This is a genomic window from Bradyrhizobium sp. Kon69 (assembly GCF_055807515.1).
The window spans coordinates 344,101-368,680 of record NZ_JBVVOS010000004.1; the positions used below are offsets into that span (position 1 = coordinate 344,101).

At 62.6% G+C, this 24,580-nt stretch carries 34 protein-coding genes; 22 read left to right on the forward strand and 12 right to left on the reverse strand.

Translation table 11 applies throughout. The features are described 5' to 3' along the window. Positions 1-10: 10 nt before the first annotated feature. A complete protein-coding gene (locus AC0L3U_RS08060) occupies positions 11-1,078 on the forward strand; it encodes a UDP-glucuronic acid decarboxylase family protein (protein WP_473349233.1) in 1,068 nt (355 codons plus the stop codon). 34 nt (positions 1,079-1,112) lie between these two features. On the opposite strand, the gene AC0L3U_RS08065 is transcribed toward AC0L3U_RS08060, so the two are convergent. Both AC0L3U_RS08065 and AC0L3U_RS08070 read right to left on the reverse strand, forming a co-directional pair. After that, positions 1,113-1,373, reverse strand: coding sequence for a hypothetical protein (locus tag AC0L3U_RS08065; protein WP_473361328.1), 261 nt, complete (start codon positions 1,371-1,373; stop codon positions 1,113-1,115). An 89-nt stretch (positions 1,374-1,462) separates the two neighbouring features. Further along, positions 1,463-1,960 (reverse strand): ferritin-like domain-containing protein, encoded by a 498-nt coding sequence (locus AC0L3U_RS08070; RefSeq protein ID WP_473361329.1) that lies wholly within the window; start codon positions 1,958-1,960, stop codon positions 1,463-1,465. A gap of 225 nt (positions 1,961-2,185) precedes the next feature. Here AC0L3U_RS08070 and AC0L3U_RS08075 point away from each other — a divergent pair, with 225 nt between their 5' ends. The 4 genes from AC0L3U_RS08075 to AC0L3U_RS08090 all read left to right on the forward strand — a co-directional run bounded on the left by AC0L3U_RS08075 (position 2,186) and on the right by AC0L3U_RS08090 (position 5,206). Further along, positions 2,186-2,788 carry a NuoB/complex I 20 kDa subunit family protein gene (locus AC0L3U_RS08075; protein ID WP_473361330.1) on the forward strand — a complete coding sequence of 201 codons (603 nt, stop codon included), beginning with the start codon at positions 2,186-2,188 and terminating at the stop codon, positions 2,786-2,788. 29 nt (positions 2,789-2,817) lie between these two features. After that, a complete protein-coding gene (locus tag AC0L3U_RS08080; protein WP_473349229.1) occupies positions 2,818-3,687 on the forward strand; it encodes an MBL fold metallo-hydrolase in 870 nt (289 codons plus the stop codon). A 73-nt stretch (positions 3,688-3,760) separates the two neighbouring features. Beyond that, complete coding sequence (locus AC0L3U_RS08085) at positions 3,761-4,114, forward strand: hypothetical protein (protein ID WP_456768726.1); 354 nt, start codon at positions 3,761-3,763, stop codon at positions 4,112-4,114. Between the two features lie 204 nt (positions 4,115-4,318). Beyond that, positions 4,319-5,206, forward strand: a complete 888-nt coding sequence (locus AC0L3U_RS08090; protein WP_027566451.1) for a manganese catalase family protein — start codon at positions 4,319-4,321, stop codon at positions 5,204-5,206. A 53-nt stretch (positions 5,207-5,259) separates the two neighbouring features. Here the strand turns inward: AC0L3U_RS08090 and AC0L3U_RS08095 are convergent, their stop codons facing one another. Then, a complete protein-coding gene (locus AC0L3U_RS08095) occupies positions 5,260-5,496 on the reverse strand; it encodes a hypothetical protein (protein ID WP_473361331.1) in 237 nt (78 codons plus the stop codon). A gap of 71 nt (positions 5,497-5,567) precedes the next feature. Then, the gene (locus tag AC0L3U_RS08100) at positions 5,568-6,764 is read right to left on the reverse strand and encodes an NADH-quinone oxidoreductase subunit D (protein ID WP_473361332.1); all 1,197 of its coding nucleotides are present in this window, start codon (positions 6,762-6,764) and stop codon (positions 5,568-5,570) included. Positions 6,765-6,926: 162 nt separating this feature from the next. Here AC0L3U_RS08100 and AC0L3U_RS08105 point away from each other — a divergent pair, with 162 nt between their 5' ends. Together AC0L3U_RS08105 and AC0L3U_RS08110 are read left to right on the forward strand one after the other, a co-directional pair. Continuing rightward, the gene (locus tag AC0L3U_RS08105) at positions 6,927-7,163 is read left to right on the forward strand and encodes a DUF3551 domain-containing protein (RefSeq protein ID WP_247402501.1); all 237 of its coding nucleotides are present in this window, start codon (positions 6,927-6,929) and stop codon (positions 7,161-7,163) included. Positions 7,164-7,231: 68 nt separating this feature from the next. After that, entirely contained in the window at positions 7,232-8,206 is a 975-nt protein-coding gene (locus AC0L3U_RS08110) for a patatin-like phospholipase family protein (protein ID WP_473361333.1), read from the forward strand. Between the two features lie 27 nt (positions 8,207-8,233). On the opposite strand, the gene AC0L3U_RS08115 is transcribed toward AC0L3U_RS08110, so the two are convergent. From AC0L3U_RS08115 to AC0L3U_RS08135, 5 genes are all read right to left on the reverse strand, one after another. Next, positions 8,234-9,094, reverse strand: a complete 861-nt coding sequence (locus AC0L3U_RS08115; RefSeq protein ID WP_473361334.1) for an SIR2 family NAD-dependent protein deacylase — start codon at positions 9,092-9,094, stop codon at positions 8,234-8,236. Beyond that, a complete protein-coding gene (locus AC0L3U_RS08120) occupies positions 9,095-9,574 on the reverse strand; it encodes an NUDIX hydrolase (protein WP_473361335.1) in 480 nt (159 codons plus the stop codon). Between the two features lie 76 nt (positions 9,575-9,650). Further along, positions 9,651-10,436, reverse strand: coding sequence for a succinate dehydrogenase iron-sulfur subunit (locus AC0L3U_RS08125; RefSeq protein ID WP_473361336.1), 786 nt, complete (start codon positions 10,434-10,436; stop codon positions 9,651-9,653). 37 nt (positions 10,437-10,473) lie between these two features. Next, positions 10,474-10,638, reverse strand: a complete 165-nt coding sequence (locus AC0L3U_RS08130; protein WP_156949026.1) for a hypothetical protein — start codon at positions 10,636-10,638, stop codon at positions 10,474-10,476. Beyond that, positions 10,610-11,119 carry a DUF2243 domain-containing protein gene (locus tag AC0L3U_RS08135; RefSeq protein WP_473361371.1) on the reverse strand — a complete coding sequence of 170 codons (510 nt, stop codon included), beginning with the start codon at positions 11,117-11,119 and terminating at the stop codon, positions 10,610-10,612. The genes AC0L3U_RS08130 and AC0L3U_RS08135 overlap by 29 nt, the downstream gene beginning before the upstream one ends. A gap of 228 nt (positions 11,120-11,347) precedes the next feature. On the opposite strand from AC0L3U_RS08135, the gene AC0L3U_RS08140 reads away from it, so the two are divergent. Then, positions 11,348-11,827 carry a DUF4142 domain-containing protein gene (locus AC0L3U_RS08140; RefSeq protein ID WP_473279976.1) on the forward strand — a complete coding sequence of 160 codons (480 nt, stop codon included), beginning with the start codon at positions 11,348-11,350 and terminating at the stop codon, positions 11,825-11,827. An 86-nt stretch (positions 11,828-11,913) separates the two neighbouring features. Beyond that, positions 11,914-12,129, forward strand: a complete 216-nt coding sequence (locus AC0L3U_RS08145; protein WP_249806685.1) for a hypothetical protein — start codon at positions 11,914-11,916, stop codon at positions 12,127-12,129. A 791-nt stretch (positions 12,130-12,920) separates the two neighbouring features. Here the strand turns inward: AC0L3U_RS08145 and AC0L3U_RS08150 are convergent. Next, positions 12,921-13,094 carry a hypothetical protein gene (locus tag AC0L3U_RS08150; protein ID WP_456768714.1) on the reverse strand — a complete coding sequence of 58 codons (174 nt, stop codon included), beginning with the start codon at positions 13,092-13,094 and terminating at the stop codon, positions 12,921-12,923. Between the two features lie 149 nt (positions 13,095-13,243). Here AC0L3U_RS08150 and AC0L3U_RS08155 point away from each other — a divergent pair, with 149 nt between their 5' ends. Beyond that, positions 13,244-13,813 (forward strand): DUF1236 domain-containing protein, encoded by a 570-nt coding sequence (locus tag AC0L3U_RS08155; protein ID WP_473361337.1) that lies wholly within the window; start codon positions 13,244-13,246, stop codon positions 13,811-13,813. Positions 13,814-13,854: 41 nt separating this feature from the next. Beyond that, positions 13,855-14,043: a hypothetical protein gene (locus tag AC0L3U_RS08160; protein WP_473293726.1), complete on the forward strand. Its 189-nt coding sequence runs from the start codon at positions 13,855-13,857 to the stop codon at positions 14,041-14,043. A 20-nt stretch (positions 14,044-14,063) separates the two neighbouring features. Here AC0L3U_RS08160 and AC0L3U_RS08165 read toward each other — a convergent pair whose 3' ends face one another. Together AC0L3U_RS08165 and AC0L3U_RS08170 are read right to left on the reverse strand one after the other, a co-directional pair. Further along, positions 14,064-14,531 carry a metallophosphoesterase family protein gene (locus AC0L3U_RS08165; RefSeq protein ID WP_473361338.1) on the reverse strand — a complete coding sequence of 156 codons (468 nt, stop codon included), beginning with the start codon at positions 14,529-14,531 and terminating at the stop codon, positions 14,064-14,066. 14 nt (positions 14,532-14,545) lie between these two features. Continuing rightward, a complete protein-coding gene (locus tag AC0L3U_RS08170) occupies positions 14,546-14,764 on the reverse strand; it encodes a DUF6894 family protein (protein ID WP_473361339.1) in 219 nt (72 codons plus the stop codon). A 131-nt stretch (positions 14,765-14,895) separates the two neighbouring features. Between AC0L3U_RS08170 and AC0L3U_RS08175 the strand changes: the two genes are divergently transcribed. The 11 genes from AC0L3U_RS08175 (at position 14,896) to AC0L3U_RS08225 (ending at position 24,580) form a co-directional block, all read left to right on the forward strand. Beyond that, positions 14,896-15,018, forward strand: coding sequence for a hypothetical protein (locus AC0L3U_RS08175; RefSeq protein WP_473361340.1), 123 nt, complete (start codon positions 14,896-14,898; stop codon positions 15,016-15,018). 150 nt (positions 15,019-15,168) lie between these two features. Beyond that, positions 15,169-16,143 carry a cytochrome c oxidase subunit II gene (coxB, locus tag AC0L3U_RS08180; RefSeq protein WP_473361341.1) on the forward strand — a complete coding sequence of 325 codons (975 nt, stop codon included), beginning with the start codon at positions 15,169-15,171 and terminating at the stop codon, positions 16,141-16,143. 2 nt (positions 16,144-16,145) lie between these two features. Beyond that, a complete protein-coding gene (ctaD, locus tag AC0L3U_RS08185; RefSeq protein ID WP_473361372.1) occupies positions 16,146-18,053 on the forward strand; it encodes a cytochrome c oxidase subunit I in 1,908 nt (635 codons plus the stop codon). Beyond that, the gene (locus AC0L3U_RS08190) at positions 18,050-18,649 is read left to right on the forward strand and encodes a cytochrome c oxidase subunit 3 (RefSeq protein ID WP_473361342.1); all 600 of its coding nucleotides are present in this window, start codon (positions 18,050-18,052) and stop codon (positions 18,647-18,649) included. Before ctaD ends, AC0L3U_RS08190 begins: the two co-directional genes overlap by 4 nt. After that, a complete protein-coding gene (locus AC0L3U_RS08195) occupies positions 18,646-18,999 on the forward strand; it encodes a hypothetical protein (protein WP_473361343.1) in 354 nt (117 codons plus the stop codon). The genes AC0L3U_RS08190 and AC0L3U_RS08195 overlap by 4 nt, the downstream gene beginning before the upstream one ends. Beyond that, positions 18,987-19,910, forward strand: coding sequence for a cytochrome c oxidase assembly protein (locus AC0L3U_RS08200; protein WP_473361344.1), 924 nt, complete (start codon positions 18,987-18,989; stop codon positions 19,908-19,910). The genes AC0L3U_RS08195 and AC0L3U_RS08200 overlap by 13 nt, the downstream gene beginning before the upstream one ends. A gap of 72 nt (positions 19,911-19,982) precedes the next feature. Then, on the forward strand, positions 19,983-20,774 hold the full coding sequence (locus AC0L3U_RS08205; protein ID WP_473361345.1) for a GlcG/HbpS family heme-binding protein: 792 nt from the start codon (positions 19,983-19,985) through the stop codon (positions 20,772-20,774). 112 nt (positions 20,775-20,886) lie between these two features. Next, positions 20,887-22,734, forward strand: coding sequence for a methanol/ethanol family PQQ-dependent dehydrogenase (locus AC0L3U_RS08210; protein WP_473361346.1), 1,848 nt, complete (start codon positions 20,887-20,889; stop codon positions 22,732-22,734). Then, positions 22,718-23,557 (forward strand): substrate-binding domain-containing protein, encoded by an 840-nt coding sequence (locus AC0L3U_RS08215; RefSeq protein WP_473361347.1) that lies wholly within the window; start codon positions 22,718-22,720, stop codon positions 23,555-23,557. The genes AC0L3U_RS08210 and AC0L3U_RS08215 overlap by 17 nt, the downstream gene beginning before the upstream one ends. Continuing rightward, positions 23,557-24,192, forward strand: a complete 636-nt coding sequence (locus AC0L3U_RS08220) for a c-type cytochrome (RefSeq protein WP_473361373.1) — start codon at positions 23,557-23,559, stop codon at positions 24,190-24,192. Before AC0L3U_RS08215 ends, AC0L3U_RS08220 begins: the two co-directional genes overlap by 1 nt. Positions 24,193-24,211: 19 nt before the next feature. Then, on the forward strand, positions 24,212-24,580 hold the full coding sequence (locus tag AC0L3U_RS08225) for a c-type cytochrome (protein ID WP_027570896.1): 369 nt from the start codon (positions 24,212-24,214) through the stop codon (positions 24,578-24,580).

The window sequence follows — 24,580 nt, forward strand, 5'->3', positions numbered from 1 at the left end:
AGGCAGCACAATGACAGTTCAGACCCGCATCAACGCGTCCCGCCGCTCCCCCACTGTTCTGGTGGCCGGCGGCGCCGGGTTCATCGGATCCCACCTTTGCGACGCGCTTTTGCAGCGCGGCCACACCGTGATCTGCCTCGACAACCTGTTTACGGGAAGGATCGACAACATCCGGCCGCTGCTCAATCATCCGAATTTTCGCTTCATCGAGCACGACGTGCGGGATCCCGTCGAGATCGAGGGCGACATCGACCGGATCTACAGCCTCGCCTGCCCGGCGTCGCCCCGTCATTACCAGAAGGATCCGGTCGGCACGATGAAGACGTGCGTGCTCGGCACCATCAACATGCTGGAGCTCGCCCAGCGGAAAGGCGCCCGGGTGCTGCAGGCATCGACCAGCGAGGTCTACGGCGATCCGGAGGTGCATCCCCAGCCGGAATCCTATCTCGGCAACGTCAACCCGATCGGGCCCCGGGCCTGCTACGACGAGGGCAAGCGGGCCGCGGAAACGCTGATGTTCGATTACCATCGCATGTACGGCGTCGAAATCAAGGTCGCGCGCATCTTCAACACCTACGGACCCCGGATGCTGGAGAACGACGGGCGCGTGGTCTCCAACTTCATCGTGCAGGCCCTTCGCGGAGAGCCGATCACGATCTATGGAGGTGGTACGCAGACCAGGAGCTTCTGCTTCGTCGACGATCTCGTGCGCGGCCTCCAGCTGCTCATGGAGAGTCCATCGTCGGTCACCGGACCCTGCAATCTGGGTAATCCGCACGAGGTTACCATCGAGGCGATCGCGCGCGACGTGCTGGCGTATACGGAATCAGCCTCCCCGCTCCGGTTCGAGGAGCTGCCGAAAGACGATCCGAAGCGGCGCAAGCCCGTCATTGACACGGCCGTGAAGGCGTTAGGGTGGCGCCCGCGCGTGGCGCTCAAGGATGGTCTTCGGGCGACCATCGCCTATTTCGCCATGCGCATGGCCGGGGAAGCGCCGGCTCTTGTTCCGGCAATTGCACCGCGCAGGGCCGGACGTACCGGGGCGCGCGGACAGCTGACGATCGCCGATCGGCAGTAAACGGCAGAAAGAGCCCACGAACCCGCGTGAGCTCTCAGGCCCGCGAAGCAGCCGCGCCACGGGCCGGCTTGCAGAAGTTCTCGAGATGGTACTGGTATTCGGAGATCGCGCGATTGGCCATCCGGATCCGGTTTTCCTGGCCTTCCTCGACCATCATGGTGATGCGCTGGGCCAGAAATACGCACGCGTCGAACTCATCGTGGATCGCCCCGCTGCGGGCGAGAAAGTCCCATGCGATCTCATAGGCCTGTTCGGCAGCAGGACTGCGGTAGTCGCTGAAAATGATGTGCGCCATGACACCAAAACGCGGATGAGATGGTTTGAGAGGGCAGGCGGACCCAGCGGCCGAAGCCGCCGGTCTCGCCCTGGTGGTGTGACGTACGATCAGGCTGCTTGGCGCTGATGCGCCAGATATTCCATTGTCACCTTCTCGACGTTTGAGTCGATCCAGGCGGCCATGCGCTGCTCCTCCTTCAGCGACGTCTCAAGAGGCTCCTTGGCCTCCGCGAACCCAGCGGCGCCGCAGAGGGCGAGCAAAGACTTGTAGGCCGCGATCTCGAAATTCTCGAAGGCATTGTTGGCGAACGTGTTCTTCAGGATCTCGTCGCCGGCAACCGAGTGTGCCATGGCTTGCATGTTCGCCATCATGGATTGCGTCGTATCCTTGAGGCTGGAGGTACTCTCCCCGCAGGCTTCCAGGCATCTCTCCAGTCGCTTCAGCTGCGCGTTGGTCTCCTGAAGGTGGGCGGCGACCTTGGCTTTGACCTCGGGATATTCGTCCAGTCGTTCCGACTGACGTTCCATCAACTCTCGCGCTTGCACTTCCATCGCATGCGCATTGCGTAATCCAACCACGAATGTATCGCGGGCTGCGTTCGTCATCTCATGTTCTCCATTTCACGGGCCTTGTTGCCGCCAACCGCAATTTCGGTTGATCGTTCCTAGGGCTGATCCGGGAGGCGAGGGCCGGTTCCGGTCACCGGACCCGAAGCTAACCTGCGATAACAGAACACAAATCCCCCTACCGCCGCAGGAACGCCGCATACAACCGACGGTTTTCCCGAGCGTGGTCGCATCGGCAAGCGGCCGCAGCGCTCAGGGACAAGAATGACAGACAGCTCTCCGTACGTCAGCAACTCAGGCGCTTCGCTTGGTAGGCCTGGACTTGGCAGGCCCGGACTTGGCCGGCCGGGTGAGGGACAGCCGGACAACACGTCCGATCCGTTCTTCACGAGCATCCGCGACGATCTTGCAGACAAGGGCTTCTTCACGGCGACCGCGGAGGAGCTGATCACCTGGGCCCGAACCGGATCGTTGATGTGGATGACGTTCGGGCTCGCCTGCTGCGCGGTCGAGATGATGCAGATGTCGATGCCGCGCTATGACGCCGAACGCTTCGGCTTCGCCCCGCGCGCATCGCCACGCCAATCCGACGTGATCATCGTCGCCGGCACGCTCACCAACAAAATGGCGCCGGCATTTCGGAAGATTTACGATCAGATGCCCGAGCCGCGCTACGTTATCTCGATGGGGTCGTGCGCCAACGGGGGCGGCTACTATCACTATTCCTACTCGGTCGTGCGCGGTTGCGATCGTGTCGTGCCCGTCGACATCTACGTGCCCGGCTGCCCGCCGACCGCGGAGGCGCTGTTGTACGGCGTGATGCTGCTCCAGAAGAAGATACGGCGCATCGGCACGATCGAGCGCTAGTGAGCTGACAAAATCGGACTCGAATGAACATGACGCAGATCTCGCTTCCCTCTTCCGCCGACGCGGAGCACCCACAATCCGACCTCGACCGCAATGACAACACGCGGCAGATCGTCGCTGACGTGGCCTATCGTCAGCTTGCGATCGTCAACGTCATCTTCGTCGGATTCGAGAACGCCGGCGACGGCAATTGGGTGCTGGTGGACGCCGGCATCCCCGGATCGGCTGGCGCCATCCGCTCGGCCGCCAAGGCCAGATTCGGAGGAAACGGCCGGCCCGCCTGCATCATCATGACGCATGGGCACTTCGATCACGTCGGCGTGCTCGAAACGCTGGCAAGTGAATGGGAGGTGCCGGTTTATGCCCATGCCGCCGAGCATCCCTATCTTGATGGAAGCCGATCCTATCCGCCGGCCGATCCCAATGTCGGTGGCGGGCTGCTCGCTCGGCTCTCTCCGCTATTTCCGACCAGGCCGGTGAACGTCGGATCGCGCCTCTATGATCTTCCCTTTGATCATAGCGTACCCTTCATGCCGGAATGGCAGTGGATCCATACGCCCGGCCATACTCCAGGGCATATCTCGCTCTGGCGCGAACGCGATCGCGTGCTGATCGCCGGCGACGCCTTCATTACGACGCGGCAGGAATCCGTTTACGCCGCGGTGACGCAAACGCCGGAGATGCACGGGCCCCCGATGTATTTCACCCCCGATTGGGAAAGCGCTAAGAGATCAGTGCGCGCACTTGCCGCGCTCGCTCCAGAGATCGTCGTCACCGGGCACGGCGCGGCCATGCAGGGGCCGCAGATGCGCGCGGCTCTCGATGCTCTCGCCGAACGGTTCGACGAAGTTGCCGTGCCTTCGCAATATCGACGCGGAGTCGTCGAGGACAGAGCTTGATCACGCTGCACGGCTAGGAACGGTGGATGCTTCACATGATTGGTCCGACATCGAAACCTCAAGGAGAAGAAAGATGCGTAAGACAATCCTGACGATCTTCATGGCCACGATGCTTGCAGGCGCTTCAGTTGGCGCAGCGTTCGCGCAAGGTGCTGGCGGCGGCGCTGGTGGTGGCGCAGGCGGCGCCGGTGGTGGTGCGGGTGGCGCCGGAGGCGGCGCTGGCGGCGGCGCTGGCGCTGGTGCCGGCGGCGCAGGCGGCGGTGCTGGAGCTGGCGCTGGCGGTGCGGGAGCCGGCTCAGGCGGAGCCGGCGGCTCCGGTGGCGGCGGCATCACCCATGTCGAACGGGGCGGACAAGGTGCCTCCAGTCCTTCCGGCATGCGCAACGAGACGACCCCACCGTCCAACGGCACCATGCCGCGCCGCTAACGGCTCGCGGTTCGCAACTTTCTTAAAGCGCGCTCCTTGCTGTTGCGCGCATGAGAGCGGCTCCGGCGAGATCCTCTCCTCGCCGGGGCCGCATCGCGTTCACGTCGCAATTTAAAGGTTTTCAAAGCAGTCGCTAGAAACTCCATAGGAACGCAACCCGGCAGCACTCATTGCGCAATAGCGTGAACACAAAAGGAGCTGCGCATGTACTACTTCGACAAACGACTGCAATATCCGGTCAGGGTCGAGAAGCCCGATCCGATCTTCGCCCGCCAGCTGCAGCAAGCCATCGGCGGCGTCGAAGGCGAGATCCGCGTCTGCCTTCAATATTTCTTCCAGGCCTGGGGCGCGCGGGGGCCGGCCAAATATCGCGACGTCCTGCTCAATACCGCGACCGAAGAGATCAGCCACATCGAGATGCTCGCGACCGCGGTCGCATTGAACCTGGAGAATGCGCCGGCAACGATGCAGGAGACCAGCCTGCAAGCCAACCCGGTCGTCGGCGCGGTGATGAACGGCGGCGAGCGGCCGCGGCATGTGATCGAGGGCATGCTGCACCGGCATCTGCTCTCGACCGGCATGGCTGCCTTCCCTGCCAATTGCGACGGCGTCCCCTTCGATTGTTCGCATGTCTATGCCAGCGGAAATCTGGCCGCCGACATGTATTGCAACGTCGCGGCCGAATCCACCGGCCGGACCCTCGCCGTGCGTCTCTTCAACTCCACGAGCGATCCCGGCATGCAGGACATGCTGAGCTATCTGATTGCGCGCGATACCATGCATCAACAGCAATGGCTCGCGGTGATCGAGGAGATGGGCGCGGACGCCGCCCTGCCGATTCCGAACAGCTTCGACCGCAGCAAGGAGGCGACCGAGTTCAGCTACATGTTCATGGGCACCGAACGCAACGCCGCGCCGCTGCAGCCGGGGCGCTACTGCGAAGGTCCTTCGCTCGACGGCCAGGGATCGTTCAGCTTCCGCGCCGGGTTCGAGCCTTTGGGCGAGGAGCCTGTGCTCGGACCGGCGCGGCCGGATAGTGGCGCACAGGTCGAACAAATGAACGAGCCGCCGGTGACGAACGCGCTGGCCTGATTCTCGTGCAACGGCCGGGGTCGTCCGATGAAAGGGGCGGCCCTGGCCGACGTCTAGCGACGCCGGGCCACCAGAACGCCCAACAGAAACGCCGCAAAGACCGCTTGCAGCGGCGCTGCTCTGGTCATGCTCCTCAGCTGGTCGGCCAATTGCACCGAGGCCGCACGGGAAGGCGTATCGAGTCCTGTTCTTGTATCACGGTGCGGCGCGTGCGAGCCGTTCTGCGCGGTGACCTGATCGTCCACGAGGCCGGACGCTTCGGTCATAGCGGAGGTTTCCTTGATATCCATGCTGATCCTCCAGTGAATACAAACTCAGCTGGCAGTGCGTATTGGCCCGCATCTGCTTTGCGGTTTTCCAGTCAGCGATCGACCTCGCCGAAGACGATGTCCAACGACCCCAGGATCGCCGACACGTCCGCGAGCAAATGCCCCCTGCACAGAAAGTCCATCGCTTGCAGGTGGGCGAAGCCAGGCGACCTGATCTTGCACTTGTAGGGACGGTTGGTCCCGTCGGCGACGAGGAACACTCCGAACTCGCCCTTCGGAGCCTCGACGGCGACATAGATTTCGCCGGCGGGAACGTGGAAGCCCTCGGTATATAGCTTGAAGTGGTGAATCAGCGCCTCCATGGACCGCTTCATCTCGCCACGTCGCGGCGGCGCGACCTTGTTGTCCTGCACGAGCACCGGGCCCTGGCCGTCGGCAGATTTCAGCTTCTCGATGCACTGCTTCATGATGCGCACCGATTGCCGCATCTCCTCCATGCGAATGAGATAGCGGTCGTAGCAGTCGCCGTTCCTCCCGACGGGGATGTCGAAGTCCATCTCGGCATAGCAGTCGTAGGGCTGTGCCTTTCGCAAGTCCCAGGCCGCGCCCGATCCCCGCACCATCACGCCGGAGAAGCCCCAGGCCCAGGCCTGATCGAGCGTCACCCGGCCTATATCCACGTTTCGGGCCTTGAAGATCCGGTTGAGCGAGAGCAACCGGTCCAGATCGTCGACGACGCGCAGGAACGGATCGCACCAGGCTTCGATATCGTCGATCAGTTTCGGTGGAAGGTCCTGGTGCACGCCGCCGGGACGATAATAGTTGGCATGCATCCGACTGCCGGACGCACGTTCGTAGAACACCATGAGCTTCTCGCGCTCCTCGAAGCCCCAAAGAGGTGGCGTCAAGGCCCCGACGTCCATCGCTTGCGTCGTGACGTTCAAAAGATGAGACAAGATGCGGCTGATCTCGTGGTAGAGCACCCTGATCAGCTGCCCTCGCCGCGGAACTTCAAGCCCGATCAGTTTCTCGATCGCTAGGCAAAACGCGTGCTCCTGCGTCAGGGGAGCGACATAGTCGAGCCGGTCGAAATAAGGGATCGCCTGAAGATAGGTCTTGGCCTCGATCAGCTTTTCGGTGCCCCGATGCAAAAGACCAATATGCGGATCGACGCGTGCGACGATTTCGCCATCCAGTTCGAGCACGAGCCTCAGCACGCCATGGGCGGCGGGGTGCTGGGGGCCGAAGTTGATGGTGAAATTTCTAAGGCTGGGAGACTGCTCAGACATATCGCTTCCGATCGAGGGCGCCCGTCACCTTAATCGCGATCGGCTTCGAACGGCTTCACACAGGTTAACGATCCGCGTCGAACCGGAGAAAAAGCGCCGTGAACGTCGCCCTTTGGAACGCCGCTTCATGAGGGACGTTCAATGTTGAAATTGGAGATTTCCATGAAACATCGATTGCTCTTGGCCGCCGCCTCTCTCGCGCTCGTCGCGGGCATCGGCTCCCCAACGGCGGCCGTCGCACAAGACCGCTATTGCCTTCAGGGCCGCGTTTGGGGCTATCCGGGCAACTGCCAGTTCGCCAGTTACGCTCAATGTATGGCGACCGCATCGGGAACGAACGCCTATTGCGGCGTCAATCCCCGCTATGCCTATGCACGGCGATATCGGGGATATCGGTGACCGGCCCAGGTTGCGGCTGATAACCGAGTTCCTTTCTGACCGATCCTGCTGCTAAGCCGAGCGACCCCATGACAGCAGAGCAACCGCTCACGGCCGTCGTGTTCGCCGGCGGTCTCGGTCTCGGCGCGTATCATGGCGGCGCATTCGAGGCCCTCACTTCTGTCTCGCCGCACGTCGACTGGGTCGCCGGCTCGTCCGCGGGCGCGATCACCGCCGCTTTGATCGCGGGGTGTCCAATCGCCGACCGCCTCGAGAATTTGCGCTGCTACTGGCATGCTCCCGCAGGGGCTGCCGCCGCAACGGACGCCAGCCGCCATCTGTCCGCCTGGCTGAGCTCAATCAATACGCGCCTGCTTGGCCACACCGGTTTTTTTCGTCCTCGTCTCCCTCTACCGTCATTCCCGTTCACCGGTCTGTATGATCTCGGCCCAACACGCGAACGCCTTCAGCGGCTGATCGATTTCGGGCGCCTGAACAACGGCGAGCTGCGCATCTCTATCTGCGCTACAGACCTCGAAAGCGGCGATGCCATTCTGTTCGACTCGTCGTCGGAACGGATCGAAATGGATCACATCCTGGCCAGTTGCGGATTTCTCCCCGAATTCGCTCCGGTACAGGTTGCCGGAAGATGCCTCGGCGATGGCGGGTTCTCGCTCAACGCGCCGTTCGATCCGGTCCTCGAAGCTGCAGCCTCGCTTCGCCTTTACGTCGTCGACCTCTATGCGCGGGACGGCAGCGTCCCTGACGGCCTCGAGGCCGCGGCTGAGCGCAAGAGCGATCTCACCTTCGGCAATCAGACCTTTCAGCGTCTTCGCCACGCCCTCGAAGCCCGCCAGCTTCGCGCCGAGCTACAGGGCCTGGATCGCAACGACAGGATCTATCTCCTGAGCTACCGGCCCGGCCGCGAGGAAGCCGGACCTGAGAAATCGTTCGATCTGTCGGAAGCCGCCATGGCGCAACGTTGGCGCGCGGGCTTTTTGGACATGCAGCATGCCGCATCCCTGGCGCCCGGGGACGGGATATGCAAGGTGCGGCGAGGCTAGCAGCGTTTCAGCACGCCGGGGACCGCTTTAGGTCTCTCGCTCGATACGCTGCTGGATGTCCAGCAAAAACCGGCTGACACCATCATCCGGGCTGACGCCATCGGGCGGCGCGATGGTGGTGATGCCCCAGTTCGCCAATACGGCCTCTTGCACCGGATTGCGCTGCGTGACGAAAGCGAAGGACCTCGGCCGGTCCTGGCGGTGCCCGGATTCGTCCCAACTCTGCCAAATGCGGTGCAGCAGGAGCCGAATGTTGGGGTCTGACATGCTGTATCCAATGAAAAGCAACGTGCTTCCCAAAGCATCGGCGCGAAACCGGATATCGAGTGGCGAGTCGAACGCGAGCCGGTTGAGGAAGTCGGTCTCGGTCAAGACGAGCGAGGCATCGTCGTCGAAGTCGCCATGGAATTTGATGATGTGCGTGACGCCGGAACGGGCGCTTGCAATGTCCTTTGCGTTGCTGATCTTGGCATAGGGCTTTTCCAGGACCTCGAAGGCCGTCTCGAGGTTGCGGTCGTAGTTCGTAGTGTAAATGGTCGGAAAATCGAGCTCCACGATCAGCCGGTGGAGCCGTGAGGCAGCGATCCTGTCCGGGTCGACGCGCCAGTTGCGGTCGAGCCAGCTGCGGAGCGGGCCAATTCCGCCGCGCTTCAGCCGGTAGTACTCCGCCAGCATCTGGTAGCCACCGTGCATTCCATCGATCGCGTTGCGCTCAAGACCAAGGTCATCCAGCAGATGGTCGATCAGAGATTGCCAGGACGGCAGGCCAACAGCCATCGAGACGCCGGCGCCGACGAACAGGATGGCGCAGCGCCGCTTGATCGCAGCGGCCAGGACCTCTTGAGGCGGTCCCTCCTCGAATGCGAGTCCAGTCGGTTGCTGATTCATCTACCTTGAATGGCTGGACGAGACGCGGGTTCCTGGAGGCATGCCATCGCTCAGCGGTGAGGAGGCGGTCTTCGCCGTCTGCGCCGCGAAGCGGGCGATCAGACGACGAAGCTGCGCCTTGTGCACCAGACGGCTCGCCGTCTTCGGCGAGACCCAGATTGCTTCGCGCTCGCCTTTTTCCGGCCACCAGCGCTCCTGCCCGTGGACCCTCATGGGAAAGACGGCGACGTCCATGGTCCGCTTGCGATCACCCTTCCGTTTGCGATGCTTGAAGGAGCCGAGCGCGCGCTTTGCGGTGACGCCGACAAGACCGGCCTCCTCGTAAGCCTCGAGCGCAGCCGTATGATGCGGCTCCGTCTTGCGCATCGGCGATCCCTTCGGGACACTCCACCTGCCCTTGCGCCTGGTCGTGATCAGCATCACGCGCAATTCGGAATTTTTCAGCGTGAACGGCAACGCGGCGAATTGTTTCTTGCCCATCAGGCGTCTCCAGTTTGGTCGATAAGCCAACGCCGCAGCCATCGTTCCTTTCTGCGGACAAGTGTGCGCACGAGGATCAGAACTTTCGTTCGACCATCTTGAGGCGCAATCCGGAAATGGCTTCGCCGGGATTCAAGCCCTTGGGACACGCCTTCGCGCAGTTGAGGATGGTGTGACAGCGATAGATCCTGAAGGGGTCTTCGAGCTTGTCGAGGCGCTCGCCCGTCGCTTCGTCGCGGCTGTCATTGACCCAGCGGGCCGCCTGGATCAGCGCCGCCGGGCCGAGGAAACGCTCGGAATTCCACCAGTAGCTTGGACAAGATGTCGAGCAGCAGGCACAGAGGATGCATTCGTAGAGCCCGTCGAGCTTCGCCCGGTCCTCATGGCTCTGCCGCCATTCCTTCTGCGGCGTGGGCGACACGGTTTGCAGCCAAGGCTCGATCAATGCGAGCTGTGCGTAGAAATTCGTCAGGTCGGGAACGAGGTCCTTGACCACCGGCTGATGCGGCAAGGGCAACACGCGCAACGGCTCGCCTTGCGTGACGTCCTCGCTCATGGACTTGGTGCAGGCGAGCGTGTTCTGGCCGGCGATATTCATTGAGCAGGAGCCGCACACGCCTTCGCGGCAGGACCGCCGGAATGTCAGCGTGGAGTCGATGTTGTTCTTGATCCAGATCAGACCATCCAGCACCATGGGCCCGCAATCGCTCATGTCGACGAAGTAGGTGTCGAGCCGAGGATTGCGTCCGTCGTCGGGATTCCAGCGATAGACCTGGAATTCGCGCAACGATTTGCTATCCGGCTTGGGCCAGACCCGTCCCTTTTCGACGCGGGAGTGTTTCGGAAGCCTGAACTCGACCATGGTACCTCCGGGCGGATATGAGGCGTTGATAACCGCATCAGTTGGGATTGAAGCAACGTAGTTGCAGGAGATCGTCCAGCGACACACCAAACAGCACGATGCGAAAAGCCGGTGCTATCGCCAGCACCAGCAGCAATATAAAAATGGCATAGACCAGAGCTGGCGGAGTCTCTCTAGCGAGCCTGTAGACTGCTTTCCGCATGTCCCCTCCCCTGCGTACCCGCGCGTGACATGGCGGCGCCGATGACCAACATGGCCGCACCCCATAGCAGGAAGCCGATGTCCCAGAAGATGCGCTGTTCGTCGGGGACCGTCTCATTCACCCGATGCAGCTTGAAGATCTCATGGTCCACCACGCCTTCAACCAGATTGAAGATGCCCCAACCGAGCAGGACCGCGCCGAGGCACCGGCTGCCCGACAAGTGAATGTCGGACCTGCGCGCCCGTTGCCACAGCACATTCAGGCCGAGGAGCACAAGAACATAGGCTGCGCTATGAAAGATGCCGTCCCAGGTCGTGTTGAGCTTGACGTTGTCGATGGAGTTGAGCGGGTACCAGCCGCTTAACATATGATGCCATTGCAGCAACTGATGAAACACGATGCCATCGAAAAATCCGCCCAGACCAAGCCCGAGAAGGACGCCCGCGGAAATCGGGAAGCTGGATGAATCGCTGTCTTGCATGAATTTGACTCGTGCGCCGGTCGGCATCTGGATGATGGACAAACCGTCCTCAGTGCTGCCGTTCCTATGATCATGGCGCACTTGCCGTGCCAATAACCTGCGTTAACCTGCCGGCTCATCTCATGCCGCCGAAAGCGCTAGGTGGAGCATCGCTCGGCTGCTTATGGTGACGATAGGAACGTTCGAAACGGTCGCAGCGTCTTGTGAATCCAACATTGGAGCTTCATCATGCTGAGAAGATCGTTTTTACTTGCATTGGGCGGCCTCGGACTATCGACCTACACTGCGCAATCCAAACCAATCCCGCAGCGGGATTTTCGAACGGCCGACCTCATGGGTGGCGCGTTTGCGATGCAGACGAGTCAGCTCGCGCTGACGCGCACCGGCAATCCCGACATCGTCAACTTCGCGAATGCAGAGATCGCCGAACAGGTCCAGGTCGCGAGCGCGCTCGGAGCAGCGCCGGGATCGGCACCGCTGCGGCCGGATCATGCCGCCCTGCTTCAGCGCCTTCAGGCCACACCGTCGGGTCCCTTCGACCGGATGTATGTGCAGGGGCAGATCCGCGGGCACCGTGAATTGCTCGCGCTCAACAATTCGTATTTGCGATCCGGTGGCAACCCCGGCGAACAGCAGGTCGCACAGATGTCGCTGCCGATCATTCAGCGTCACCTGGCGATCCTGAGCAATCTCAGGGAAGTCGGCTAGAGCTTCACCCAGGGACAAGGAGCGGCGGTGGCCGCGTGTGTCGACCCCCGTCAAAGTCTTCGATGATCCAATCGCGAGGAGCTGATATGGCGTATGCCCTGTTCAAGGACGACGAAAAACTGAGCCGGACGTTTCCAACCAAAGAGGAAACGCTGAAAAAGGCCGAAGACGCCGGTCTGGTCGAAAGCAGCGAGGGCAAGCCCAGGCTTGAGGACGATCTGAAGATCAAGCCCTGCTCGCCCGACCCCGAACCTCGAAGCGAGGACGACCTCGATTGGACGCCGGGGAACCCGACGTCCTGATCACCGATCTAGCAACCTTTGCAGATGCTCTTGATCTTCCGATCGACGTGGGAATCCTGAGAGTTCTCCGATCGTATTTCGGCGTCGCCCGGCATCGACGGACCGGGTGTCGCAGTTCCGTCAATCCGTCCGCTGCTGGTCCCTCCTGCAGGATTGCCGGCACGCCCGACCGTGGTTGATCCTCGCGGGCCACCACCGGTTGATTGGGCCGTTCCAGCGGTGTTCGTGCCAGCCGTGTTCGTGCCGGTAGCCGTCGTGCCGCGCGAAGCCGCGGCCGCGTCGGCTGGATTACCCAGATTGGGCGATGCACCGCCAGCCTGGTTTGTAGCTCCAGCAGACCCGAGGCCTGCAGACTCAGGACCTGCAGACCCAACGCCTGCAGACCCAAGGCTTGAGGCACTGCCGGCTGACCCGGGGCTTGTGGTGCCGCCGGTGCCGCCGCTCGTGCTGCTCGCGCTTGCTCCGCCCGATCCTCCCGAACCGCCACCGCCGCCGCCGCCACCCCCGCCACTCTGCGCCGAGGCAGCCCCTATCGACGCGCTCGCCAGGAAGGCGATCAGTATCAAACTCGAAGTTGTGCTGGCCATTGCTCAGCTCCTCTCACGATCATTGTGCGTGTGATGTTGATCGCGCTCACCACCGCCTCCCGAGACGTGTGATTTGCGGTCGTTGGTGGGCATTCCGGGCGCAGGGCGCTCATGCTCGCGACCTCCCTTTTCCGGGTGCTTGCGGTCCTGCCGCGAGGAGCCCGGACCACCGAAGCGTTCTGTGTCTGGGTTCTTGTGTGGCATTCATCGGTCCTGCTGGTAGCCTTGGTTGGTCGTGTTCTGCTTGATGTTGCCGTGACGGCCCTGGGTGTCGAAGTTCTCGCGGCCGGGGGCTTTGTCGTCGGTCTCGATCTTTGGATCAGATCCGGGTCCCTTGTCGCTGCGCTGCTCTGGCGGTACGGGGGGCATTTTGGACATTGCATGCTCCTTGTCTCGGTCTCGCGACCTCATGCGCTTGCAATGAGATGCGGCGTCGGTCGTTCCTGATCGATGCTGACGCATCCCCGGAGGAACGAACGATTCCTGCCCGTGTTGACCCCGCAGTTCATACCGAAGGCTTTCAGTTCATGGTCAAGGATCTATCGCGTGAAACGGAGAAGGACGGCACCCGGAAGCTGATGATGGCGGGATCGGTAGTGGCCGCGGTTCTGTTTGTAGGTTTCATCGTCTGGTTCGCCGTCCCCCAGATGTTCGGGACAACGGACTATCTGGGCCGCCCCTCCACAGGAGCAGATAAAAGTGCCGCGGCCACGACGGTCGGCACTGGAGTTCCAACGCAACACGAAGCCGTCAGCAAAGCGGCCAAGGAAAACCCGGCTGGCAATGAAGATGCGACCGGCGCCCGTGCGCGGGATGTGAAACAGACCGCGCAGCCGGCAGGCCTCAACGATCAGCAACGCGAACAGCTCCGCGCCATCATCTCATCGGCGCACAGCCCGACGATGGATCGCCCGAATTTCGAGATGATGATCGGTACTTCCGTGCCGCGCCAGACCGAAGTGGCCGACCTGCCGCCCGAAGTCACCCAAGTGCTGAACGGTTTCTGGGGCGACCAATATCTGATCGCCGGAAAAGATCTCGTCATTGTCGATCAGCATTCGCGCCGCGTCGCCGCAATCATCGCTGGCGTACGCTGATCGCGTGCCGCCGCATCGATAAATCATAAAGAGGACAACTCATGCCGAAAGCAAAAGAACCTGAAACCGACCCGAGAGAGACCCCGGTCGACGATCCGCGACAGCAGACTGATTTGCCAACCCACCGGCAGACGGATCAGCCTTGGCAGGGAAATCCCGAGAAGGAGCAGATCGACCCAAAGCGTCCCCCGATTGACCTGGAGCGGTGGCAAAAATCGAATACCCACTAGCTGCTACGCATGTACCTCGTTCACGCGTCGAGCTCATGGATGGTGGGCCGCAGGTCGCTGCCCTCATCCAGATCGAGCGTTGCCAGCGTGATCGGCAGCTTGAAGCGCCTTGGACCGGCGCTCCCAGGATTCAGGAAAAGCACTCCGTTGATCGTGTTGACCTGCACCCGGTGCGAATGTCCTGATATCACCGCGTTCACGCCGGATGCTGCAGGGTCGAGGGCGAGCGCCTTGAGATCGTGCAGAAGGTAGAAGCAGCGAGCGCCGAGGTGCACTGTTTCGGTTTCGGGATAGCGCCTCGCCCAACTGCCCACGTCGACGTTTCCCCTGATGGCGGTGACGGGCGCTATTCGGCAAAGCCGCTCCAGAACCTCCGGCGCGCCGATATCACCGGCGTGGAGGATATGCGACACTCCAGCAAGGCAGCGTTCGGCCCCCGGCCTGAGAAGGCCGTGCGTATCCGAGATCACGCCGATCCTCAACGTCATGTCAGGCCAGGACTTCAGTGCAGGACATCCAGAGGTACCTTCCCGATTTCCTCGCCCTCCTGGTTCGTGACCAGGATGGAAAAGTGACGGTTCCTGAGTTCGGGACGCTCTGCAAGTAGTCTCCTCCCGATCTCCTCGGCAACATCCAGCGCCATGATGTCGTCAGGCAATTCAGCTCCCCCCTCGTCGGCAACGGTCCTGGAGTCGACCAGATCGAAATGATAGCGCGGCACGTGAACCCTCGAATTCGTCGCAGGAACGCGCGATCTCGAGCCTTCGTTCCGGCGCTCGCACGTCAACTCCCGGCACGTCCGCAGGAACCCTCAGGGTCATCGCGGCATTGCTGCGTTTTTGGAGCCGACACATGCTCGGAGAGTTGCGCGTGCTTGCCCAGCCGGGCGCGATCATTGCCAGTCTTGCCGTCCTGTTGCTGATGGCCGCTGGCGACGCGGCGATCGTGATCGCCGCGAAGGGCTGGCCATTCTAGCCCGACGATCGATGTCGGACATATCCCTGTTGGGCCGATCGCTCCGATTGGCGCATAGGAACCTTTGTAGGCCTGACCGGTTCCGCCTGTGAAGCGGAGTGCGACAAAACGTCAATGCAGGTCTGGGTGCAAAGGGTTCTGGTGTTGTGCATGGCCTGGCCGCTTGCTGCGTGCGCGGGCCGGCAATCGGCGCTCGATCCACAAGGGCCGCAATCCGACCAGATCTTGCACACGCTGTTCATCTTCCTCGCTGTGGCAGCGATCGTCTGGACCGCTGTCGTGATCGTCCTCGGCATCGGAATGTTGCGGCGGAAGCGTTCGGCTGAACGGCCGCTCGATCTTCACCAGGCGTTTGAGGAACGCTCCGGGCGGGTCATCCTCGCGCTCGGGATCGCGACCACAATCATCGTGCTCGGCCTCTCCCTTGTCAGCTATGCCGGTCAGCGCACCGTCTTTGCCAAGGATGAGAAAGCCCACACGCTCAAGATCATCGGCCATCAATGGTGGTGGGAGGTTCGCTATGAAGCCGACAGTCCGCACCAGAGTTTCGTGACGGCCAACGAGATCCGGATCCCGACCGGCCAGCCGGTGAAGGTCGAGCTGGAATCCGCCGACGTGATCCACAGCTTCTGGGTGCCTAGCCTGACCGGCAAGATGGACTTGATCCCCGGGCAGAAGAACGAGCTGCAATTCACGGCGAAGAATGCCGGCGTCTATCGCGGACAATGCGCCGAGTTCTGCGGGATCCAGCACGCCCATATGGCATTCGCCGTGATCGCGATGTCCCCGGTCGAGTTCGGCCGCTGGCGCGACCATGAAAACCAGAGCGCGAACAGCCCTGCGGATCAGCTCGGCAAACAGGGCGAGGCTCTGTTCCGGGCGCGCGGATGCGCCTTGTGCCACAACATCAGCGGTACGCTGGCGGGCGGGCAGCTCGGCCCGGATCTCACGCATATCGGCAGCCGCACGACCATCGCGGCGGGGACGCTGCCGAATACTCCCGCGACGCTCGGCGCCTGGATCGCCGATCCCCAGCACATCAAGCCCGGCAATCTCATGCCGAAGATGCCGCTGCAATCGGACGAAATGATCGCCCTCATTCATTATCTGGAGCAGCTCAAGTGAGCATGGCCGCTGAACCAAATGAGTTGCGGGACGACGTCCTGAACGGCCTGCAGCTTTCGACGCAGCTCGAGCGGGTGTGGCGCACGCCGTCTGGACTTGTCGGTGCGCTGATGTCGGTCGACCACAAGGTCGTTGGACGCCGCTATATCCTGACCGCATTCGCCTTCCTGCTTCTCGGCGGCGTTCTCGCGGTCCTGATGCGCATTCAGCTGGCCGGGCCGGAGAAGACGTTTCTCTCCGCTGACAAGTACAATCAGGTCTTCACGATGCACGGCTCGACGATGATGTTCCTGTTTGCCGTGCCCGTCATGGAGGCGTTCGCCGTCTATCTGGTGCCTTTGATGGTCGGCACGCGGAACATCGCCTTCCCGCGCCTGAATGCCTTCAGCTATTGGATGTTTCTGTTCGGGGGCTGCTTTCTGTGGATCTCCTTCCTGTTCAACGTCGGCCCCGATGTCGGTTGGTTTTCCTACGTTCCGCTCTCCAGCCTGCAGTTCACACCGACGAAGCGCGCCGATGTCTGGGCGCAGATGATCACCTTCACGGAGGTGGCGGCTCTCGCGGTCGCCGTCGAGATCGTTGTGACCGTGTTCAAGCTCCGCGCGCCCGGCATGACGCTCGACCGCATTCCCCTGTTCGTCTGGGCCATGCTGGTGACGGCCTTCCTTGTGATGTTCGCGATGCCCTCGATCATGGTCGCATCGACGTCACTGATCCTTGATCGGCTCGTCAATACGCGCTTCTACGACTCCTCATCGGGTGGGCATCCCCTGCTCTGGCAGCATCTGTTCTGGTTCTTCGGGCATCCCGAGGTCTACATCATCTTCATCCCGGGTACGGGAATGGTCTCGGCGATCCTTGCGACGTTCGCGCGGCGGCCCGTGATCGGCTATCCCGTCGTGATCCTCTCCTTGATCGCGACCGGCTTCCTCTCGTTCGGCCTCTGGGTCCACCACATGTTCGTCACGGGCCTTCCCCAACTCGGCGCGGCCCTGTTCACAGCTTCGAGCATGCTGATCGCGGTGCCGAGCGGGCTGCAGATTTTCTGCTGGCTGGCAACGCTCTGGGACGGACGTCCGGTGTACCGAACGCCGCTGTTGTTCGTGATCGGCTTCATCGTGATCTTCGTGCTCGGCGGGCTGTCCGGCGTCATGGTCGCCTCGGTCCCGATCGACACCCAAGTGCACGATACCTATTTCGTCGTCGCCCACTTCCATTATGTCCTGATCGGCGGCGCTGTCTTCCCGCTGGTCGGCGCGGTCTACTACTGGTTTCCCAAGATCGCCGGCCGCATGCTGAGCGAACGACTCGGGCGCTGGAATTTCTGGCTCGCCTTCCTCGGCTTCAACGTCGCGTTCTTCCCGATGCATTTTCTCGGCCTGATCGGAATGCCGCGCCGGGTTTACACCTACACCGCCGACATGGACTGGGCTCACTTGAATCTGCTGTCCAGCGTCGGCTCCTTCGTGTTCGCGCTCAGCTTCGCGCTGCTTGTGGGCAACGTGATCTACAGCCTGCGCAAGGGTGCGCTTGCGGGCGACAATCCCTGGAATGCCTCGACATTGGAATGGGCGACCTCGTCGCCGCCTCCGCCGCAGAACTTCGACCGCATTCCGGTCGTCAAGCACCGCGATCCCCTGTGGGCCGATAGCGAGAGCCTGCCCGTGGTCGCGGGTCTGAGCGCCGAGCGGCGCGAGGTGCTGCTGACCTCGCTTGCGGAAGCCGAGCCCCAGATCCGCGAGGCATCGCCCGAGCCGAGCATCTGGCCGCTGCTTGCGGCGATCGCAACGACGATCTTCTTCATCGGATCGATCTTCACGCCCTGGGCGGTGCTCTGGGGCACGCCACCGATGGCCGTGACTTTGATCGGCTGGTTCTGGCCGACCGGCAGCAAGGAGGACGAGGAGTGAGACAGACCATCGTCCGCAATGTCTCGGACCTGCCGACTTACGGCTATGGCCCGCGTAGTGGCCCGTGGTGGGGCGCCATGGGTTTCATGGCGCTCGAAGGCATGGGCTTTGCCATTGCCATCGGCGCCTACCTTTATCTCTACGCAGTCAACCCGACCTGGCCGATCGGAGCATCCCCGCCGGATCTCTGGCCGGGAACGGTCGAGACGGTGATTTACGTGTTGAGCATCATTCCCAACGAGTTCACGAACCGCGCCGCACACCGGCAGGATCTCGCGAAGGTGCGGATCGGCCTAATCGTGATGGCCTTGATCGGCATCGCGCTCCTGGTGCTTCGCGGCTTCGAGTTCGCGCATCTCAACACCCGCTGGGACAATTCAGCCTACGGCTCGATCGTATGGCTCATTCTGGGGCTGCACACGACCCACCTTGCTACCGATCTCGCCGACACGGTCGTGCTGGCGGTGTTGATGTTCACGCGCCATGCGAAACCGCGCCGGTTCAGCGACGTGACCGATAACGTGTTCTATTGGAACTTCGTCGTGCTCGCCTGGCTGCCGCTCTATGTCTTGCTCGATTGGGTGCCACGCCTATGACCGCAGCCGACGGACGTTCCAGACTGCTCTACTGGGCCGGCGTTGCGCTTGGGCCCATCGCCTGGGGCATCAATTTGCAAGGCGTCTACGTGCTCGCGCACTTCTCCTGCGAACAGACCAGGATCAGCGGCGCGATCATGAGCGCGGTTCTGGCTGTCGTCGCCCTCGCGGGCACTGTCATTTCCGCCCGCGCGGTTCGACGCGGCGCGGGGGCTGAATGGACGGATGCGCAGGGCGGCGGGCCACGAACGTTCATGGCCTGGCTTGGCGTCGGCTCCGGCCTGCTGTTTGCGTTGGTGATTGCGAACCAGTTTGCCGCCTCGCTCATGATCAGCCCATGTCTGCGCTGAGCTTTGCAGCGCTGCTGCTCGCGCTGTTCGCGGGACCGGCCGCCGCACACGGACTATCGGAGGTCGATCCCGGCTCGCTGTGGAGCTACGATCCCTGGCTCATGGCCCCGCTCTATGCCGTCGGTATCGGCTTCTATGTCGGAACGCAGCGGCTCTGGCACCATGCGGGTGGCGGCCGTGGCGTCAGCTTCCGCCAGGTGGCCGCATTCTGGACCGGATGGCTGGTGGCTGCGCTCGCCGTGACCTCCCCGCTGCACTGGCTCGGCGAACGTCTGTTCACCGCGCACATGGTCGAGCACGAACTGCTGATGGTGGTCGCGGCACCGCTGATGGCGTTTGCCCGGATCAACGGCCCGCTGCTATGGAGCCTGCCGGCCCGGCTGCGCCCGGCGGCGGGCCGAATGCTCAATCTGCCGATACTGGCGTGGCCGTGGCGGTTTGTCAGCCACCCAATGAGTGCGACTGCCCTCCACGGCGCAGCGCTCTGGGTCTGGCACGCACCCCCGTTATATGCGTGGGCTCTCGAGAATACGGCGATCCATCGTCTCCAGCACATCAGCTTTTTTGCGACCGCGCTGTTGTTCTGGTGGGTGCTGCTGCATGGCCGCGGACAGGGCCGCAGCAACCGAATCCGCGACGGCATCGCTGTCGCGTGCCTGTTCATCACGATTTTGCATTCGGGTGTGCTCGGGGCTCTGCTGACCGTGTCGCCCCGGCTCTGGATCCCGGGCCAGGGCGCCCTCGCCGGCGAATTCGGCCTCTCGGCACTTGAGGACCAGCAACTCGCCGGAATCCTGATGTGGGTGCCCATGGGCATACTCTATACGGGCGCGGCGTTGTTCTTTGCTCACCGATGGCTGACCGCGAACGGCGGCCATTCCCACCTGCCGCTCCTTCAACATCCGGGCTGAGCGACGTTGCATAGGAACCGCAACTTCTGTTCGAACGTTCGCCCGCCGACTGCGACACTCCACGGAGGCCACATGGAAAAACGATCCGTCAGGGCGGCAACGGTTATCTTCACCGCAGCATTCTTGATGCCTGCAGTCTTGAACGCGCAGGATCAACCCCAGCCAGGGATGTCGTGCCCGGTCGACCATGACAAGCTCGCCGATATCCTCAAGAAGAGCGTCAAGCCGGGAGGCGGCCCAAGCAACGGAGGTCTCGACAACAACGAATGGGCAGCCGTCGTCAATCGGCAGGGCGTCGTCTGCGCGGTCGCCTACAGCGGCGGCAAGGTCGACGACCAGTGGCTGGGCAGCCGTGCCATCGCGGCCGAGAAGGCCAACACGGCGAATGCGTTCAGCCTGAAGGACAAGGCGATGGCGACGGCCAATCTCTATGCAGGTGCGCAGCCCGGCGGGTTCCTGTTCGGCGCGGCCCTCGGCAACCCGCCGTCCCCGGAAGCCTTGTACGCCGGATCTCCGGACACCTTCGGCACGGCTCAGGATCCGATGGTGGGCAAGCCGATCGGCGGCACGATCGTGTTCGGAGGCGGGCTGGCGCTCTATGACGGCAACGGCGTCACAGGCGCGCTGGGCGTCAGCGGCGACAGCTCCTGCGCGGATCACAACGTGGCCTGGCGCGTGCGTCACCAGCTCGGGCTCGACCGCGTGCCGGCCGGCGTCAGCCCCAACATGAAGGACGCGATCATCTATGACATCGGACCGGATGGCAAAAGTCCGTCCGGATTCGGTCATCCCAAGTGCAACGGCAAGGAAGACCAGATCGCAGTCGACCTCGGCGCCGGCGTGTCGGGCAACGTCGTGCGATAGCGCTCCGCCCAATCGCCGCTTTTTGGAACCAAGCGAAGGCGGAACGTTTGTACGTCCGTAAACCGGCCTGCAACTCGGCACGGCCGCATCCCTGCCGTGGAGATCTTTACATATGTTAGTGCGTGGTCGCACGCGTTTGCTCAACCGGATTCTGGCCATCCTTTGCGCCTGCTGCGCGATACTGTCATGCGCGTCAGCACAGAGCGATCTCGCCAGCCGCATGAAAGATCCCGGCCAGTGGCCGATGGCGGCGCGCGACTACGCCAACACGCGCTACAGCGAGCTCGATCAGATCAACGCGTCCAATGCTTCGCGCCTCCAGCTCGCCTGGACCTTCTCGGTCGGCGCCGATCGGGGGCAGGAGGCGGCGCCGCTCGTGGTGGACGGCACCATGTATGTGGTCGGTCCCTATGCGGGACCCTATCCCAACCGCGTGTTCGCGCTCGATGCCACGACTGGCGAGTTGAAATGGTCCTATGCGCCGAAGCCGGAGCCTGCGGCCGCGGGCGTTGCCTGCTGCGACGTGGTCAACCGCGGGCTGGCCTTCGACAATGGCAAGGTTTTCCTCAACACGCTCGATAACCACACCGTCGCGATAGACGCCAAGTCCGGCAAAGAACTTTGGCACACGAAACTTGGCGAGATCAACAAGGGCGAAACCATCACGATGGCTCCCATCGTGGTGAAAGGAAAGATCCTCGTCGGCAACAGCGGCGGCGAGCTGGGTGTGCGCGGCTGGGTCACCGCGCTCGACGAGACCACCGGCGCCATCGCCTGGCGCGCCTATTCGACAGGCCCCGACAAGGACGTGCTGATCGGAGACGATTTCAAGCCGTTCTACGACAATCTCAAAGGCAAGGATCTCGGCGTGAAGACCTGGCCCGCCGACCGCTGGCAGGTCGGTGGCGGCACGGTCTGGGGCTGGATCTCCTACGATCCTGATCTGAACCTGATCTACTACGGCACCGCCAATCCAAGCCCCTGGAATGCGAACCAGCGCAGCGGCGACAATCTCTGGAGCACATCGATCTTCGCGCGAAACCCGGACACGGGCCAGGCGAAATGGGCCTACCAGATCAACCCGCACGACCTCTTCGACCACGACGAGATCAACGAGAACGTCCTCGTCGATCTCGAGCTGAATGGCCACCCGCGCAAGGTTCTGATCCATCCCGGCCGCAACGGCTATATGTACGTGATGGATCGTGCCACCGGTGAAGTCATCTCGGCGGACGCCTACGAGTTCGTGAACGCCTACAATGGCGTCGACCTCAAGACCGGCAAGATCATCCCGAACGAGGAGAAGACCCCGCTCGTCGGCAAGACGGTCGAGAATATCTGCCCGACAGCGCCGGGGGCCAAGGACTGGCAGCCGAGCGCGTGGTCACCGCGTACAAAGCTGCTCTATGTGCCCCATCAGCATCTCTGCATGAACTTCAAGGCTTCTCAAGTCGGCTACATCGCCGGGACCCCCTATGTCGGTGCAGACGTCGACATGTATGCCGGCCCCGGAGGCTATCGCGGCGAGTTCATGGCGTGGGACCCCATCGCGCGCAAGAAAGTCTGGGAAATTCACGAGAAGCTGCCGGTCTGGAGCGGCGCGCTGGTGACGGCTGGCGATGTCGCGTTCTACGGCACCATGGACCGCCTTTTCAAAGTGGTCGACGCCAAGGATGGGCACGTGCTCTGGCAATTCCGTGCCGGCTCCGGATTCATTGGCCAGCCGATCTCCTATCGCGGCTCCGACGGACAGCAATACGTCGCGATCCTGTCGGGCGTCGGCGGCTGGCCGGGTGTGGTGGCAAACGCCGAGGTCGATCCGCGGGTGCGCAACGGCGCGCTCGGTTTTGTCGGTGCGACCCAGGATCTGCCGTTCTACACCGCCGGTGGGAGCGAGCTGCTGGTCTTCAAGCTCGGCGGCGCCAATGGTGAGGACACCAGCCATGCGCCTTCTAAATAGTTGTCCGGGCATCGCCCTAGGTCTTCTGGTCGGGCTTGCAGCCGCGGCGGCGGCAGCGTCGGACCGCGAGCTTCGCGTCTGTGCCGATCCGAATAATCTGCCGTTCTCAAACAACGCGGAAGCAGGATTCGAGAACAAGCTTGCCACCATGGTGGCCGCGCATCTCGGCGAGCAGGTCTCTTACATCTGGTGGGCGCAACGCCGCGGCTTCATCCGTAACACGCTGAAAGCCGGCAGATGCGACGTCGTCATGGGCGTGCCGGCCGGCTACGATCTCGTCGAGACGACCAAGCCCTATTATCGATCGAGCTATGTGTTCGTCACGCGGCAGGACCAGCACCTCGAGCTTTCGTCCCTGCTCGATCCGCGCTTGCACCACCTCGTCATCGGCGTGCATCTGATCGGCGATGACGGCAACAATCCCCCGCCGGCGCAGGCGCTCGGCGACCAGGGCATCGTGGATAACGTCCGCGGCTACTCCATCTACGGCGACTATCGCCAGCCCGATCCGCCGGCGCGCCTGATCGAAGCGGTCGAAAGCGGCAAGATCGATGTCGCCGCAGCCTGGGGGCCGCTCGGCGGATATTTCGCGCAGCACTCACCCGTCCCCCTGACGGTCACGCCGATCCGGGATTACGAGCGCTTTGCACCTCAGCAGTTCCAGTTTGCCATCGCGATGGGCGTGCGCAAAGGCGATGACGCCTTACGCGACCGACTGAATGCATTCATCGACGAGCACCGGTCCGAGATCACCTCGCTGCTGCGCAGTTACGGCGTTCCGCTGGTGGACCAACCGGTTGCGGTATCGGGAGGACATGAGTGATGTCTGGTCCAATGCTGCGCGCGAGCGCCCTGTCGTTACTGCTGGTGGTCGTGTCGAACGGTTCGGGATTAGCCCAGCAGACTTTGCCGCAGTCGCAGGAGGCGCAAATGCCGACGCTGTCTCCGCGCCCGAATTTCGGTGGCAGCGTCGGCAATGGCAGCCCCGGCGTCTTCATGCAGGTCCCGGTCAGTCACCTCCATCCCGGCGCGCAGCCAGACCCGCCCCAAATCAAGAATCCCGTGCAAGGTGATCCCAACGCGCAGCAGCGCGGCATGACCTACTATGTCAACTTCAACTGCGTCGGCTGCCACGCGCCCAATGGCGGCGGCGGCATGGGGCCGGCACTGAGCAACAACACCTTTACTTACGGAGCGCAGCCCGAGAACATCTTTCTCTCGATCTACCAGGGGCGGCCAAACGGAATGCCGGCCTGGGGCGGCGTGCTGCCGGACAGCGTGATCTGGGACCTCGTCACCTATATCGGCAAGATCAGTAACGAACCGAGCCACCAATGGGGCCGCACTTTTTCGGCGAATCTGCCATCGCCCGAGGTCGAGCAAGTCCCGAGCGAGCAGGTCTCGACGACCGATCCCTGGTCTGCCACCAAGTCTTTCAATTTCGGCCAGAAGCCCTGACCGGCCGAGCGGAGCAGCGATGGTGAATCCGATCGCGAAATTGCTGGTCACCGCACTGCTGGCTACCGCTACCGCCGCCTGCGAGGCTGCGGGCCCGGACAATTTCACCGGCGACGCGCGTCGTGGCGCCGACCTCGTCAAGCAATACCAGTGCGGCGGCTGTCACGATATTCCCGGCATTGCCGGCGCCGAAGGCAATGTCGGCCCACCCTTGCATCGGATCGGCACGCGGACCTACATCGCCGGCTACATCCACAATTCGCCGGACAACATGGCTGACTGGATCGAAGATCCACAGCGGGCGTTGCCGGGCAATGCGATGCCGCGAATGGGCATCCCGCAGAAGGACGCGCGGGATATCGCGGCGTTTCTCTACACGCTGAAGTGA